Raw genomic sequence first — 15514 nt, 5'->3', positions numbered from 1 at the left:
ATCGAGAATAATGCTCATTTAAAGATTTTGTTATACAGCTTTATAATTAGGTATGAAAGTACAAAGCAGAATACAAAAGAACCCAGAAAGTCACCCATACCAAAGAAGTAGTTTTCGGCCTCTATACCAATTCTAAATACATTTTGACTACCTGTTACAACCTGAGCTGTACGTAAAGTCAGAAAGGGAAACAGCAACCCATAACTATACTCGTTGAAAGGGCTTCCTGATTCGGGGCTACTCGATCCTTGAGGTTCATATGTCGAAGGGTATATTAATGAGGCCATCATAATTAGAAATGCTAAAATCCAGTACTTTTTGGTTTTGAGAAAATTCATGAATCACCTGCCGTAAAAGTTTATTAATAATTGTGTATGCTGTCCTCAAATAATACTGTAATGTCCTGAGAATAGCTGAGTGGTGTACCTTTAATCCCCCATGTTAATAAGCCTCTGGCTGTGATATCAGCGCTATTCCCGAGAGCCCTAACATCTCCATCAAGATGTTTCCAATTGTTTGCGACAGCTATGCCCGTTTGCCAACTGGTAAGCACTTTCCCTCTCATAAATAAGCCATCGTACATTCTTCCGTCACTTGAGTCCCCAATTAAAATGTTGTACTGAATATGCACATAACACCAACCTAACGATGGGACACCAGTCCATACTTCAGCTTCCCTCTTATTGTATGTCTTGTAAGTTGGTTTTATGATGTTGTCATCCTCAGGTATCGTTTTAATATTGACCAACTTGGTTTCAATTGCAGATTTATCTACAAAAAATTGAGAAAGGTATTGTTTCAATTCTTCATCACTATAATTCTTGATTTTAGCTGTATACTCATCAGTCAATAATTCTTTATCAAAACTAAGAGCTCCTTCATTTGACTTCTTTGCTTCATTCAGCTCTATAATCGCGTTGTTGAGCCTTTTAGCAATCTCATCTTTGTTATAAACGCTGTCCATTAATCCACTTGATAAGTTGTTAGAAGAACTATCATTTATATTTATAGCCTCATCTGCAAAAGCCATTGTGGGTACCAACATACTACTTGCCAGCATACCTGCAATAAATCTCTTTTTCATTTTTTCAATCTCCTTTAATTTTTCTGTGTGAACACATTGTATTCAACACATACTCATTTAACCATTATTATCCACATGATGAAATAGTGCATTAGTACCAATATGTTCCATAAAATTAATGTAATAAATTGTTGAACATTCTATAATCATGTCATTTCATGACTTACCACAAAGATAAGCAAATAAAAGAAGCCGTGCAATAACACGACTTCTCATGGAGTTGTAACCATTTGTCGCCCCTACGACAACGCCAGCATTGCTTTCATATCTTCCTCCGCTGTAGTAATCAGCTTTAAGCCAAACAGCTCTACCAACACATCCAGCACGCCAGAAGAAATAAACTCGGGCGGCTTCGGCCCGATGCGGATATCCTGCATGCCGAGGCTGAACAAGCCTAGCAGGATGGCAACAGCTTTTTGCTCAAACCAGGACAACACGATGCTGACTGGCAGCTCATTCACTGTACAACCGAAAGCATCTGCTAACGCCAGAGCGATTTTCACCGTAGAACCGGAATTGTTGCATTGCCCCAGATCAATATAACGTGGAATCCCCGTGTCCCCCACGGTGCCATAGTCCACGTCATTAAAGCGGAATTTGCCGCAGGACGTGGTTAAAATAACTGTATCGTTCGGCAAGGAAGTGGCCAACTCTCGGTAATAGTTGCCGCCTTTACCTGGTGCGTCACAGCCTGCAATAACGAAAAAGCGGCGAATATGTCCGTCTTTAACCGCCTGAATAATCTCGGGAGCAAGTCCAATGACCGTCTCGTGATGATATCCCGTCGTAAGCACCTGCTCAGATTCTACATCTGCGGGTGGCAGTGCCAGCGCGCGCTCGATCAATGGTGCAAAGTCGTCGTCCGTAATCTTGGCGACGCCCTCCAGCCCGGCTACTTCATAAGAGAAGAATCGATCTGCATATGTGCCTTTAATCGGCATCACGCAGTTCGTCGTGGCGAGAATCGCACCCGGAAATTCCTCGAACAGTCTGCGCTGATCATACCATGCTTTACCGATATTGCCTTTCAGATGTGCGTATTTCTTCAACGCCGGATAACCGTGGGCAGGCAGCATTTCCGAGTGGGTATAGATATTAATGCCCTTACCTTCGGTCTGCCGTAGCAATTCCTCCAGCGCATACAGATTATGTCCGGTCACGACGATACATTGGCCTTCAATTTTATTCTGACTGACGGTAATCGGCTGCGGAATGCCAAAACGATCCGTATGCGCGCGATCCAGCACATCCATAATCCGTACGGCTGCATTTCCGACCTTCATCGCCATGTCCAAATGCTCTTGTACATTAAAGTTAGAATTGGTTAAGGTCATATATAACGCTTCATGCGTGATACGATCCACCTCTGGATCGCTATAGCCCAACTGTCGAGCATGTGTCGCATAGGCCGCAATGCCTTTTAACGCAAAAATCATCGTATCCTGCAAGCTCGCTATCGTTTCATTCTTGCCGCACACTCCAACTACGGTACACCCGCCACTCGGCGTCTGTTCACACTGATAACAAAACATATCGTTTTCCTCCAAATATTGATAGATATTTGTTCGTTATCCACAGCGTAACAGACCCCCCAACGCCCAGGTGTGATTACACACACATTTTTCAGCTCACTCCTGATCCGACGCGATTACGCCGATCCCACCGCCTTTGCGGTACTGAACAGGGGAAACACCCATGGTCTTTTTAAAAGCCGTACTAAAATAGTGCTGGCTGTCGTATCCTGTGCGCTCTGCGATATCGTGGATTGACAGCGTGGTGGAGTCCAGCAGTTGCACCGCTTTGCGAATACGGGCGCGCGTGACGAGGGTCACGAAGCTATCGTTTAGCTCTTTTTTGAGCACACGGCTGAGATACACGGTGGATACCTGTAAACGCGAGGCGAGGGATTCCAGTGTCAGCTCCCGGTCCGCAAAGCCTTCCTGAATAAGCTGCCGTGCCCGGCGTACGAGTGGAGACAACTGCGATTCGCCGTACACACGATCACGGCACACTTGGAACGCATCAACCGCACCTTCCAGCCCCCGGGCATTTCGCTCCACATGTGTATGAACCGCTATGTTCAGGTAGCGACCAATAGCCTGCTCCATCGTTGCGCCGATGGCTTCGGGTGCCTCCTGCCACAGGCATATGCCGATCAGCCCGTTTGCATCGCGGAACAACACATGCGGCAGGCCCTCCAACAGCTCGCCAATGATATTTTCAGCAGCAAAAAGAAACAGTTGGCGGTCATTCTCACGCATAATCGTCTGCCGCGCCTCTGCCGCAGGCCACCGTACCACGCCGATCTGAACGGGTGGCCGGGTTGGAAGACGTAAAAACGCCAGTTGTTCCATCACGTCTTTTCCCGTGTTCTGCCCTTCCAGCCATTCCAGACAAAAGCGCTGGCGCAGCAGCGGAATATTCCGCTCAATCTGCCCGGCGGCCTGTTCTACATAGGCGGCACGCTTGCGCTCTTCGTCCAGCCGCTGACAGAGCTGCGACAGCGCAGCGTGAAGCTGCTCCGCATCGACCGGCTTCAATATATAATCCTCCACGCCAAGTCGGACAGCCTCCTGCGCATACGCAAATTCATCATGACCAGAAATGATCAGACACCGACATTCCGGGCGTTCTTCCCGCAGCCGTCGGATCAGCTCAATTCCGTCCATGAACGGCATATTCATATCGACCAGCAAAATGTCGATGCCAAGCCGTACCGCCAGCTCCAGCGCTTCTTCGCCATCCTCCGCCTCACCCGCAACCTCCATGTTGAGAGCCGTCCAGTCTACGCAATCTCGTATGCCCTCACGAATGATCGGCTCATCATCTGCGATCAGTACCTGATAGCGTTTTTTTGTGTAACGTTTTGCCGTCATCGTCGTCACTTCCGTTATGGTCTTGTCCGTCAGACTCGTCGTTGTCGAGGTGCCGATGGTGTGTGATTTCGTCATCCTGATCCGCTCCTTTTTCATGAGGCTTCTTCAATTGTGCCATATCCCGCAGCAACGGATGAATGATCGTAACGCAGGTACCTGCCCCTTCTTCACTGTCCAATACAATTCCATATTCCTCACCAAAAGATAGCCGGATACGCGCCTGTACATTCAGCATGCCATAGCTCCTACCGTTCGCATTCACACTGGCTCCATTTGGCTTCTGTTGTCCTTCCATCGAGTCCAGCGGTGCTTCCAGCAAATGCCGCAGCTCCCGCAACCGTTCCACCGTCATCCCTGCACCATTATCACGTACTGTCAGCAGCAGCTTATCTCCCTCAATCCGCGCCTCGACCCCAATCGTGCCCGGACCACGTCTGGCCTTGATGCCGTGGTAAATGGCATTTTCCACCACAGGCTGAAGCATGAGCTTCAACACGAACAGCTCCCCTAATTCCTCGGATACGTTTAATTCCCAGCGAAGTCTGTCCCGATACCGGGTTTGCTGAATTTGCATATAGCTTGATATATGCTCAATTTCGCTGCGTAGCGGAATAAAGTCATCCCCCTTACTCAACCCGAGGCGAAACAATCTCGATAGCGCCCCCACCATATCGGACACGTCTTCTGCCCCGTTTTTACGAGCCATCCAATGAATCGTATCCAAAGTATTGTATAAAAAGTGAGGCTTAATATGCTCCTGAAGGCTACGTAGCTCGGCATCCCGCTTCTGCCGCTCCCTTAGCTCGCCAAGCGACATCAAACGGCGAATTTGCTCCAGCATCCGGTTGAAGCTCCTGCCGAGCATCCCGATTTCATCCCCGCGGTCACTCCATTGGCGAACCGTAAGATCCCCCGTTTCTGCTGTCCGCATATAGGACATCAGGCGGAAAATCGGCTGCGCAATCGAACGCGACAACCTTAAGGATGCCGTCAGTCCGAACAGACACACAATGAAGACAAAGGAGACGACGTAGAATTGAATTTGTCGTACCTCCAGTGTTGATTCCCGCGCCGGGAATACACCCACCGTTCTCCAGCCCGTAAACTCGGAAGCCCGGAACATGAACAGCAATTCTCTCCCTCCAGCTTCACGAGTAAACATCCCGCTGTCACCTGCCCCGAACCATTCCGGGGGAATACGCTCGATCAGCGGCATATCCGGCATGTACACGCTACGTCCCTCTGCATCTGTCACCATTAAATACCCGGTTTTGCCCAGGGTTACATCTCTGGCAGCCTGCGACACGGCCCGTAGCTTGAGATCAATCATAATCACGCCTAGCACACGTCCAGTCTCCGAATCCGTCACCGACCGGACGACAGACACAATTTCGCTATCCTTGTACTGAACATGAGTCGTCACATTACGATGGCTCGGCTGTCCCAGTACGGTAAAAATACCTGCATGCTGCGACGCCTGTTTATACCAGTCCTCTTCGGTCAGACTGCGCGTGCTTCGAGCATACATTTCGTTACTAATATAGTCGCCGTGTTCGTTCACGATCAGAATACCCGCAATCTCGGGATATAACGTGGTAAAGCCCTGCAAAAATTGCTTCATCCGATACAGCGTATCCTGTGCCCTTTCCTCCTGTTGTTTCTCCTGCGCAACCGACTGCGCTACTGTACCCGTGTGACCGTCAGCCAGCGTCTGTCCTTGCCAGAACTCTCCTATATCCGGGTTAAAGCCAATCAAATACGTCATGTTCTGCAAATTTTCCATTTTGGTATCCAATGCCTCATTTACCTTGCCAATGAGCTGCATCGTATGGTCTTCCACCTGCCGCTCAATAATCCGTTCCACCGTCCAGTTGACCAGCAGACCCAATCCCAGTGACGGTACGATGCCAAAGAACAGGAATAACAACATGAGCTGATACCGTAAAGGCATATTGCGCAAGCGCAAACGCTGCATCCTTTGATCCGACCATGCGCGTATACGCTTCCATCTCCGTTGATCATCATTTCGCATAATAATCATCTACATTCGCCCGTGTGACGACGGATATCCCTGTGTCCACTCGAACAGGTAGAGGGGCGTTGTCACCGGAGGAGGAAGGAGCGGGAATCGTCAAATGATGGTGCAGATGGAACAGGTATTGAAGCGACCAATAGCCCATATTCCACGTTCCCTGAGCAATGGTTGCCGAGATCGTCCCTCCACGGATCATATCCAGGGTCGCTTTATTCGTATCAAAAGAAATGATTTTCAGCGGACGACGGCTCTTTTGGCTCAATACCGCCTCACCGACACCTGTTCCTCCCGTCGCCTCGGTCACAAAAATCCCCGCCAGCTTCGGATACGCCTTCATCAGCCGCAGCGACTCATCCCGGGATACCATTGCGTCACCGCGTCCATCCGCCACTTCCACCACCTTCATGGCAGGATACTGCCGCTGAATGGTGTCACGAAAACCACGGGAACGCTCCTCATGATTTTGCTGACCGGGTAACGTCAGAACAGCTACCTCGCCTTCCCGTCCCAGCAGCTCTGCCATTTTGTCCGCAGCAGTCACACCCGCCTTGTAATTGTCCGTTCCCAGAAAAGAATACGCCCGGCTGCCCGGTGCCCCGGCATCAAACAGCACCACAGGAATGCCCGCGTCCAGTGCCTTATTAATCGCCGGGATCAGCGAGTGTGGATCAATCGCGGAAATCGCAATCCCTGCGGGCTTCCGGGCAATCGCCTGCTCAATCACGGTCGTCTGCTCCTGCGCATCATAACGGGTAGCCCCCCGATACTCGACGGTCACACCCATCGCATCCCCGGCATCCTCAAAGCCCTTAAGGCCGCTTTTCCAATACTCCAAACCGGACTGGAACGTAATCATGATATACGTTTCTCCAATGCTGCCGCGTAGCCCTTTTTCTTCCCAGGTTCCGTTCAACGGCCCGGATTGTTCATATCTGAACACATACAACGCAAAGGCCGCAATCAGCAGAATATATACCACCAGTGTTTTTTTCATCCTTCCTCCCCCCTTTCTGTACCTATCCCAAAGTTGTGAATTTACTTAGATTGTAAACGCAATCATATCAAATTGGAACTACTTCCACTCCTCTTACTTTCAGGTAGCGTTAATCCTGCACTAATGTTCCTGCGTTACAATACCTAAATTGTGTTATGGAGAAGGTATACGATTTCTTTTGGAAAAGGAGTGATAGGGATGAGCAAGCCGCGTATCGCGGAGTGGACAGAACTGCGGGGTCTTGCCTACCTCGCTGTCGTGCTTCAGCATTGCATTGGTGAATATATTTACCGCAGCGATATCCAGCAGCCGGATTCCGTTATGCTCGCAATGCTGTACCATTTGACACGCTTTGGCACACCGACGTTCGTTTTCCTGTCTGCGGCGCTGCTTTTTTATAATGGTAACAAACCGATTGGCTATCCCCGTTACATTGGCAGGCGGTTTCGGGATATTTATCTTCCTTTTCTCTGCTGGACGGTTGTGTATTGGGTATGTAACCAGAACTGGTCGACGGCGCAGTGGGGAAATATTTATTTTTACAAGGGCATGTTCGAGGAAATGATTATACCTGTCAGCGGATATCATCTATGGTTTGTGGTGATGATTTTTCAGTTTTATATTTTGTTTCCCTTATTTGCAAAAGCAGCCGGGCATGTACAAGCGTTCCTCCGTCGCTACAGCACCAAAAAACGCAAACAGCTCGTTCTGATTGTAATGCTGACAGCAGCGGCGGCCTATGCTCTGCTCTTGCAATGGTCCTACTATGACATGTCTGCATGGAGCACCCGTTTGCCGTCCTTTTGGCAGGACTTGTTAGATTATCGCACCTATAACTTTATTATGTACTTTTTCTATTTTATGCTGGGCGCAGTGTGCGCTTATATGACGGACACCTGGCGGGGGCTGGCCAAACAGACGTTGCCGTGGAATGTATTTGTCTTTATTGGTCTGTTCATGCTCATGGGTCACACGATGCTGATCCAGTCGGGCAATACGATTAATCTGAACATTTCCACCTATCTCAAGCCAAGTACCTTTGTGCTGATTGTCTCACAGTTGCTTTTGTTATATGGACTGCTGCTCCATTTGCAAAAAGACCAGCGCTCCGAGCCGTTCCGCCGCATGCTGAACTGGATCGGACGTTATTCCTTCGGGGGATATCTGGCCCATGCGCTCGTACTGGCCTTCATATCCTACTTCACCCGCCCGCTTTCACTGGGCGATCATCATTTTACGGCGACACTGCTTACGTTTGTCGTCGTGGCAAGCGTGTCTCTCGGCATCAGCTGGCTGTTTGCCCATCTGCCGGGAGGCAACTGGATTGTCGGCTCCAAAGGCAAACAGCGCTTGACCTGGCCGTTTCGGTTTCAGCCGCTTTCCTCCAAACGCGCTTCCAAAAGCACGCAGGAGCTTGGCTAATAGAAAAAGAGAGGCTATATCACTAAAAAAGGACACTCCCGATTCATTTCGGGAATGTCCTGTTCTAATGAAAAAGGCCGGCACATTGGCCGACCTGATCCATCTTCAAAACAACTATGAGATAATTACAATTCTCCCCGTGAAGTACCTATACGAACTGCGAGTTCACCAGACATGTAAGCATTACCTGAGGTAAGGCTCACATAAAACTTACCGGTAGACCAAGCATTCGAGCTAACTTCACTATAAATCTGGCCAGGTTTTACAGTTCCAGAAAGCTTCTGCGTACCTGATGGTGAACCTTGATTTACGGAAAACTTAATTGGTTGGTCGCCGTCATTACGTATCCATACTTTAACATATCCATATCTTGAGGGAATTTCAAAATCCTCTGTAAGCTCTGTATTACGAAGAGTTCTATTGACCACCGATTTAGTTTCCTGAGGAGTAATAACATGATCTCCCGTTTTTGGCGTATTCACATCTGTCGATTCATTTGCAGACTGAGTCACTTGTACTGAGTCTGTTGTAGCTGGTGCAAGATCGGTCGTAGCTGCAGCAGAAGCAGTTAATGGAATGGCAACGGCTAAAGACAAAACAGATAATAATGAAGCTTTTTTAATACTTTTCATATTCATAGCCTTCTCTCTCATGAAATTTTGTTGTACCTAAACTGATCTTAACTCACTCTAATTGAATGGAATGAATAATAAGTGACCACCTCTTTCCAAGACAGGAATGGTCTTTATTAATCAACCCCAGTATGTATAAGTTCCAATTTTGCTATATGACTAATAAAGAATTTCCAAAAGTACAGCAATATCATTTAGCAGCTATACTTTCTACATTTTATATGTCAGCCTGGCTACTATTGCGAATGCAAAGTATGCATCTCCCTAACTTATTAACATATTATTCCATGAACATGTATTTTATTTTAAAATAAGTCATTATATAGAATAATGATAAACGTTATGAGGGAGAAGTCACAGTTTTCAATAAAAAGAATGGGGGGATGGACTGAATATAGCATCGTCTTGTCAATGATTTGGCTCTAAACATAGTGAGGCAGATTTCTGGTGAAACATACGGTTGTACTGATTAATCAGTTCATCCAAAAGCATAGACTGCTCAAGTACACAAGCGTGTCCGAAGCCATACTCTTCGTAAAGCTCATGCAAGTGTTGTCTGGCGTATTCCATCTGCTGAATTAACGTTAACGTTTCATCCCTGTTCATCCTGCATACCTCCTAGTGAATCTCATTTTAGGAGGTAATGAACAAATACTTCATGTCCTTTTTTGAGCCAAGAAATTACAAAATAATCCAAAAAAAGACCAGCAATAAGCTGGTCCATTGTAATGAATATGAAGATGATTACTTGGATCAAGATCCACTAACGTGTCCATTAGTTTGGATTATACCATAACTTGGATTCCCAGCTTGCACTGGTACTGCGAATACCCGCAATAAGCTAGTTACCGTCAAGAAGAAAACCATCTTTTTGATCAATTTTTTCCCATAGACTTTGCAACTGATCTCGGGTTTCAGAAACGGCATACGCTTTGAATCGTTCAAATAACATTGCACAATTATGCGAAAGTAGTCCTTTATTAATGAATTCAGCCTTTTCCCATGCATTTAGCAGACATTTGAAACCATATGGATATCTACCTTTATTTAGACTGTACTTAGCCATCTTGTACCAAAACCGTACGTATTCTTCCGGTAAAACTTGTTGTGTATACATGTCAGAAGATGACGGTTCCTGATAAGCTGCAATTTGGGACTCAAAACGCTGTAGAATATGGTCCACATCCACATTGTATCGGTTGGCTACTTCAATGACGTTTAGTAGCTCGGCAAGAATCTCTTTTTCACCAGCTATGTACTCCACGTAATCCGACAGGACACTAACATCTCCAGACATAAGTCTGTTTACGTAAGTATTAATTTTCGCCCATTGCTGATATTGCTGCTTCCAATAAAGCGCATCAGGGTCCTTCTCCTTCACCCAACTTAGATCGGTATAACGACGAATGTGTTTTAATGCCTGTTCATGATCTCCTTTTGCATCGCAAGCACTAGCACACAGAAGTTCGGCGTAAGTTATGTATACAAACAGCGGCCTACTTAGCTTTTTTCGTGGCTCTGTCTCTTTTCGCTTGGAGTTGTGAACCAAATTATATTGGAGCTGTCCTAATTGACCCATTTGAGATGAAAATTCATAAACCTTGTCCCACAAACTTAATGATCTGTACACGTTTGCTAAATCTTTTAAAGCATCTAATTGCTCTATCTCGTCCAAGCGATCAACAAAAGGGGCAAATTCGGTGGCAGCTTGAAGATTGACAGCCCGATCATGTCCGATGTTGATTTGGAACAGGCGATACTGGCAGATCGCCAATCGCTCTGAATGCTGGTGCTTCTCACTTTCAGCCACCTTCTTGTACAGGTATGCTGCTGCTTCATTGTAGCCGTCTTTATACACATTTTCTGCAACTTCAAAGAGCGACGGCGGATAAGTAAGGTTATCCAACAACAGAATTACAACTCGCTGCAAGCAGTCCAGTCGCCCTAGCTCAATGCATCGGTATAGGAATGGGCTGATTTTTTTCCAGTTTAGTGGAGATTCTTCAATGCACTCTTCAATGTAACGTTCGTAAAAATAATCCAGGGGTAAATTCATTCCCGCAGTAATGCAATCCAATTGGTGAACAGAAATAGAACGATTGCCCGTCACAATGCCACTAACTGTACCTACATTCAAATCAATAATGCGACCAAATTCGGTCATGGTTAAGCCTTTTCGTTTTAGATAGGTTTGAATTTCTGCCTGTATCGTAGGTGTGATTTCCATGGATAAACCACCCTTTCAGCGTGAACTTTAAATTAGTACAAATTTCAACAAAAAAATGGATTGGAAAACTTATAGTATAGTTAATATTTTTTCTATTCATGATAATACCATCTTCTGGAACAACAATAAATGCTTTTATTTTATTGCTTTTTATCTTTTTAATAGGAGAGTATTGGTTGATGGGCGTAAAAATGACAAGGAATTTAGAAACTTTTGGTAGACTCGTAATTCCCAAAGAAATACTCATAACCTGTGATATTTGTGCAAATGATGCTATAGAATTTTTCACAGATGAAGAAAAAGGTATCCTATCCCTAAAAAAATACATTGGTCAGTCTTGTAAGTTTTGTCAATCTACCGAGGGATTAAGTTACTTTAAGAGTTCTCTTATATGTACAAGCTGTAGATATATGCTCAAGAGTCATCCAAAGCCCGTGTAAGTCAGCTCATACCAAAAATGCTTGATCAGGCAGGTGACGGTTAAGAAAATAAAAGGAGAAGATCACTTGAAGAATACAGGTATGACACGTTCCTTGGATACGTTAGGCCGGATTGTTGTTCCTAAGGAAATGCGAACCTCTATGGGTATTGATGTTGGCGATCCTTTAGAATTTTATGTAGATGTTGAAACAGGATTTTTGAGTATGCGGAAGTATATTGGAGTCGCCTGCAACTTGTGCAATTCGGTTGAGTCTTTAACCTATTTCAGGGATTCATTTTTATGTAAAAAATGCATACTCGACCTGAAAGGAAACATAGGTGTGAGTCAAATTCCTGCTCCTGCTGTTAAGAAACCGTACAAAGAAAAAAGAGCAAATCGGTCGTCTTCAAAAAAACTGGCTGAACAACTAAGAAGACTCATGAGTGAGCATCCTACAGCCAAGCAAGGCGACTATGCTAAATGGCTTGGCGTGTCACAAGGTCGTATTTCCCAGCTTAAAAAGCTGTTATAGGCATCGCTCACCATTATCCACATTTTTAAGGATGATATGAACCGTGCGAGTAATTTTTTAGAAAACTTGAAAAAATACTAATGACTCGTTGTATTTATCGACTCCAAATTGCCTATCTAAGTGAAGAGCGAAATTGATACAAACACCAAAAAAGAATGTGGAGCCGTTCTGGTGTTTGCGACTCCATCAAATTCACTCTCAATAAAACAATTGGAGGCGTCTAACAATGGGTTTTCACATTCTTGCTAATTTTCCGGCTAATCGGGATTACAAAGGTATTCTGAAAGTATACAACGACAACGGTAAACTGGTATTTGGCCCTGTCGAAGCTTTGGGGCGCGGGTCAAATGATGAAGCGAACGGTGGCGACCATACCAACTGGAAACGTAAAAATGCAGATATCCCTACTGGTGTAGCTAAATGTAAAGTTTATGCTAAGGGTTCTTCGGAGTATTCTTACGGCCCCTACAAACGTGTATGGCTAAATGAAGCAGTAAGCGGGAATTTCCTAATTGCTGCACAGAACGGTCGAGATGAAATTATGGTCCATGGTGGAGATCCTGCTCCAAGCTCTTCCGCTACTTGGTATCCATTACGCCCAACCTATGGCTGTATCCGACTCTCGAATAGTGATCAGCAAGCACTGATTCAAATCTTGGAGGCAAACGGAAGTTCAGGAAAAATTACAATTTCCGAGGTTTAAAAAAACCAGGGCGGGAGCAACTCCCGCCCTTCTTGCTCGTCAATTTGCTTCGTATTTATCAAGCTTTAACCATTGTTGAAATTCTTTTTCACTTAATTTTTTAACAGTCTTCACTTTTTTAGTGATCATAGAGTACGTATACAGTCTTTTTTGATCCGATGGATATTCACTTATATAGTTGAATTGATTCCCATTTTTATTCCATAAAATCAAACTTGTACTAATGTAATCTGTTTCTCTAGGTAAAAAAGTAAACGCACCTTTTTGGGAATCATAAATAGCTATGGAGCTTTTGGCAGGATCTCCGTATGAGAAAGCAAGTTGGTCTGCTTTTGGTGACCAATTATAGGAATTTATTGTTTCAATATTTTTCTTGCCAGCAGCGCTTAACTGGTCATTTAATATTTGATGCTTTCCATTTTTCATATCCATAAGCAGCACCGTCTCCCCTGCGCTACGTCGTGTTTGTATAGCGAGCCAATCATTTGAAGGTGATACTGAAATACTCGATATATCACGCAGCTTATCATCAAAACCATCTGTTTTAATTGTGTAGTTCTTTTCTCCTTTTTGGATCGTTATGGATGTAATAACGCTTTTTTCAGAGCCTGGTACATTTTTCAGCTCCGTTTTTTTCGCCGTTACCGTAATATTCTTTTCTTTCCAAATCGCTTGGCCTTGGCTCTCGCTCTTTTTAAATTTTGTTATCGACTGATATACTGATGGATTTTGGGTTCCTGCATTAGCCATAGAAAGGCCACTCAAGCTGCCCACAAGCACTATACTCGACAGGAAAGCAGTAGCATATTTTGCTCTTAAATTCTTCATTTGAATAGCTCCTTTATAAAATGTATTGACCTACAGATATTTAGTACCACAATTTTGTTCCAAGCCTTTCCTAAAATGATATCTATATACATAGACGATCAAATCGAAATTTTGTTGCTTTTCTCAAGAATTTTACAGATAAATTTTAGATGAGCATAAAGAAGCGTCCTACCAGAAAGACCGACAGAGCCGACTGCTGTGACAAATTTCTCTGACAAAACCTGTTATTTTTGAAATAGTGTAGATACACGAAACAGCGCAAAGAATGGAGAACCTATGGCAACGACAAGGAAAAACAAGCAATCTTCGCTGGAGCGATCAGCCTCAGTCTGTACCTGCATCAATCTGCGCCGTTCCTCAATGGCTGTTACGGGACTGTATGATCGGTATCTGGCCCCAAGCGGACTCAATATTAGCCAATTCTCACTGCTCAAGCACTTAACTGTGCTGGGACCGGCAAGTGTAAGTGAATTGGCGCTGGAGATGCGGCTCGACCGAACCACGATTGTGCGCAATTTGAAGGCGCTGGAGCATAGCGGATATGTGGAGGATACATCTGCTGAGGGCAGTCGCAACCGCTGCCTTACTCTGACGGAGAGTGGAAGAACGACATACAACGACGCAGCAGAGCTTTGGGAGGAGGCGCAGCGTTTTTTGCAGGAGTCATTGGGAAACGGGGAGCTGCAGATACTGACCGCACTCTTATCCAAAATTGAAGATTTGGGTTTGTGATTAGTCACCTTCTTACATGGGCATGGGGTGATGATCAATTCGTGTATATACACGAAAAAGATTGAAATGTTTATCGCGGTATTAAGGAAAGAATGCTTTGCTGTGAACAATAACCACGGAGAGGGATGTGGATAGGATGGTTGAATCCGTACCGGATATGAGAGAAATCATCGCAGCCGAGATGAAGACCTATGTGAGCGAAGACAAAGGCAATGTTTGTGAAGAACTGCAGAGTCCTTATTACGAGGAGCCGATTATTCAATTTGCCGAGGCCAATGATCCTTTGTTTGAGGAGTACAAAAGAGTGGTGGGACCCGACCACGCCACGCCGCAGGAAGCATTTGAACGTTCCTTTGGAATGGGGAGTTTTGATGGAGGCACCGTTATCAGCGTTGTGCTGCCGATCAGCGAGACGATCCGCAAGGCTAATCGTGCCCAAAAAGATAGAGCCTCCAGGGAATGGGCGCTGCTGCGAACCTTCGGCGATGAATATTTTGTACAGTCTGCAAGGCGGCATTTGACGGGATATTTAACAGGCCTTGGTTACCGTGCGGTTGCGCCGCTGGATGCGGATTGGTACAGCATCCATGGCGCCGCAGGGGGGCCGGTCTCCAACTGGTCGGAGCGCCACATTGCATATGCTGCGGGTCTTGGCACCTTCAGTATCAATGACGGCTTCATCACCGAAAAAGGAATTGCCATCCGCCTGCTGTCCGTGGTGACCAATCTCAAAGTGTCGCCTGATGCCAGAACATCTTTAGCAACAGGCCATACCGGAAACTGCCTGCTGTGCAGCAAGGGCATCTGCGGTGTGTGCATAACCCGCTGCCCTGTGCAGGCCATCAGCAAGGACGGCGGACATGACAAAATTGCCTGCATGGAATTTGTGTACGGTCAGGCATCGCGGGACTTTGCGGTGCTCAACGGCGGCGAGGCCAAAGCGGGTTCCGGCTGCGGACTGTGCCAGACCAAGGTGCCCTGTGAGAGCAGGAATCCGATGCGGACCGCCCGGTGAATATGAAAACCTT

Annotated in this window: 14 protein-coding genes; 5 read left to right on the top strand and 9 right to left on the bottom strand. The window is 45.8% G+C overall.

Annotated elements, in window-relative coordinates; all coding sequences use genetic code 11:
• Positions 1–361: 361 nt before the first annotated feature.
• The 5 genes from QMK20_RS05330 to QMK20_RS05310 all read right to left on the bottom strand — a co-directional run bounded on the left by QMK20_RS05330 (position 362) and on the right by QMK20_RS05310 (position 6989).
• Entirely contained in the window at positions 362–1084 is a 723-nt protein-coding gene (locus QMK20_RS05330) for a hypothetical protein (protein ID WP_283654896.1), read from the bottom strand.
• Positions 1085–1323: 239 nt separating this feature from the next.
• Positions 1324–2616 carry a hydroxylamine reductase gene (hcp, locus tag QMK20_RS05325; RefSeq protein WP_283654895.1) on the bottom strand — a complete coding sequence of 431 codons (1293 nt, stop codon included), beginning with the start codon at positions 2614–2616 and terminating at the stop codon, positions 1324–1326.
• Between the two features lie 96 nt (positions 2617–2712).
• The gene (locus QMK20_RS05320) at positions 2713–3960 is read right to left on the bottom strand and encodes a response regulator (RefSeq protein WP_283656211.1); all 1248 of its coding nucleotides are present in this window, start codon (positions 3958–3960) and stop codon (positions 2713–2715) included.
• Positions 3908–6001, bottom strand: a complete 2094-nt coding sequence (locus QMK20_RS05315) for a cache domain-containing sensor histidine kinase (RefSeq protein ID WP_283654894.1) — start codon at positions 5999–6001, stop codon at positions 3908–3910. Before QMK20_RS05315 ends, QMK20_RS05320 begins: the two co-directional genes overlap by 53 nt.
• The gene (locus QMK20_RS05310; protein WP_283654893.1) at positions 5982–6989 is read right to left on the bottom strand and encodes a substrate-binding domain-containing protein; all 1008 of its coding nucleotides are present in this window, start codon (positions 6987–6989) and stop codon (positions 5982–5984) included. Before QMK20_RS05310 ends, QMK20_RS05315 begins: the two co-directional genes overlap by 20 nt.
• A 198-nt stretch (positions 6990–7187) precedes the next feature.
• Between QMK20_RS05310 and QMK20_RS05305 the strand changes: the two genes are divergently transcribed.
• Positions 7188–8411, top strand: coding sequence for an acyltransferase (locus QMK20_RS05305; protein ID WP_283654892.1), 1224 nt, complete (start codon positions 7188–7190; stop codon positions 8409–8411).
• A gap of 125 nt (positions 8412–8536) precedes the next feature.
• Here the strand turns inward: QMK20_RS05305 and QMK20_RS05300 are convergent, their stop codons facing one another.
• The 3 genes from QMK20_RS05300 to QMK20_RS05290 all read right to left on the bottom strand — a co-directional run bounded on the left by QMK20_RS05300 (position 8537) and on the right by QMK20_RS05290 (position 11270).
• Positions 8537–9043, bottom strand: coding sequence for a hypothetical protein (locus tag QMK20_RS05300; RefSeq protein WP_283654891.1), 507 nt, complete (start codon positions 9041–9043; stop codon positions 8537–8539).
• A gap of 408 nt (positions 9044–9451) precedes the next feature.
• Complete coding sequence (locus QMK20_RS05295; RefSeq protein WP_283654890.1) at positions 9452–9649, bottom strand: aspartyl-phosphate phosphatase Spo0E family protein; 198 nt, start codon at positions 9647–9649, stop codon at positions 9452–9454.
• A gap of 235 nt (positions 9650–9884) precedes the next feature.
• Positions 9885–11270, bottom strand: coding sequence for a helix-turn-helix domain-containing protein (locus tag QMK20_RS05290; RefSeq protein WP_283654889.1), 1386 nt, complete (start codon positions 11268–11270; stop codon positions 9885–9887).
• Between the two features lie 506 nt (positions 11271–11776).
• Here QMK20_RS05290 and QMK20_RS05285 point away from each other — a divergent pair.
• Positions 11777–12223 (top strand): AbrB/MazE/SpoVT family DNA-binding domain-containing protein, encoded by a 447-nt coding sequence (locus QMK20_RS05285; protein ID WP_283654888.1) that lies wholly within the window; start codon positions 11777–11779, stop codon positions 12221–12223.
• A gap of 226 nt (positions 12224–12449) precedes the next feature.
• Positions 12450–12926 (top strand): L,D-transpeptidase, encoded by a 477-nt coding sequence (locus tag QMK20_RS05280; protein WP_283654887.1) that lies wholly within the window; start codon positions 12450–12452, stop codon positions 12924–12926.
• Between the two features lie 39 nt (positions 12927–12965).
• On the opposite strand, the gene QMK20_RS05275 is transcribed toward QMK20_RS05280, so the two are convergent.
• A complete protein-coding gene (locus QMK20_RS05275) occupies positions 12966–13754 on the bottom strand; it encodes a hypothetical protein (protein WP_283654886.1) in 789 nt (262 codons plus the stop codon).
• Between the two features lie 276 nt (positions 13755–14030).
• Here QMK20_RS05275 and QMK20_RS05270 point away from each other — a divergent pair, with 276 nt between their 5' ends.
• Together QMK20_RS05270 and QMK20_RS05265 are read left to right on the top strand one after the other, a co-directional pair.
• A complete protein-coding gene (locus tag QMK20_RS05270) occupies positions 14031–14486 on the top strand; it encodes a MarR family winged helix-turn-helix transcriptional regulator (RefSeq protein ID WP_283654885.1) in 456 nt (151 codons plus the stop codon).
• 136 nt (positions 14487–14622) lie between these two features.
• The gene (locus QMK20_RS05265; protein WP_283654884.1) at positions 14623–15501 is read left to right on the top strand and encodes a (Fe-S)-binding protein; all 879 of its coding nucleotides are present in this window, start codon (positions 14623–14625) and stop codon (positions 15499–15501) included.
• Positions 15502–15514: the final 13 nt, after the last annotated feature.

It is taken from the genome of Paenibacillus sp. RC334, assembly GCF_030034735.1.
Lineage (GTDB): Bacteria > Bacillota > Bacilli > Paenibacillales > Paenibacillaceae > Paenibacillus > Paenibacillus terrae_A.
Note: the sequence above shows the minus strand (reverse complement) of the source record. Positions and strands in the feature narration are given on the sequence as shown.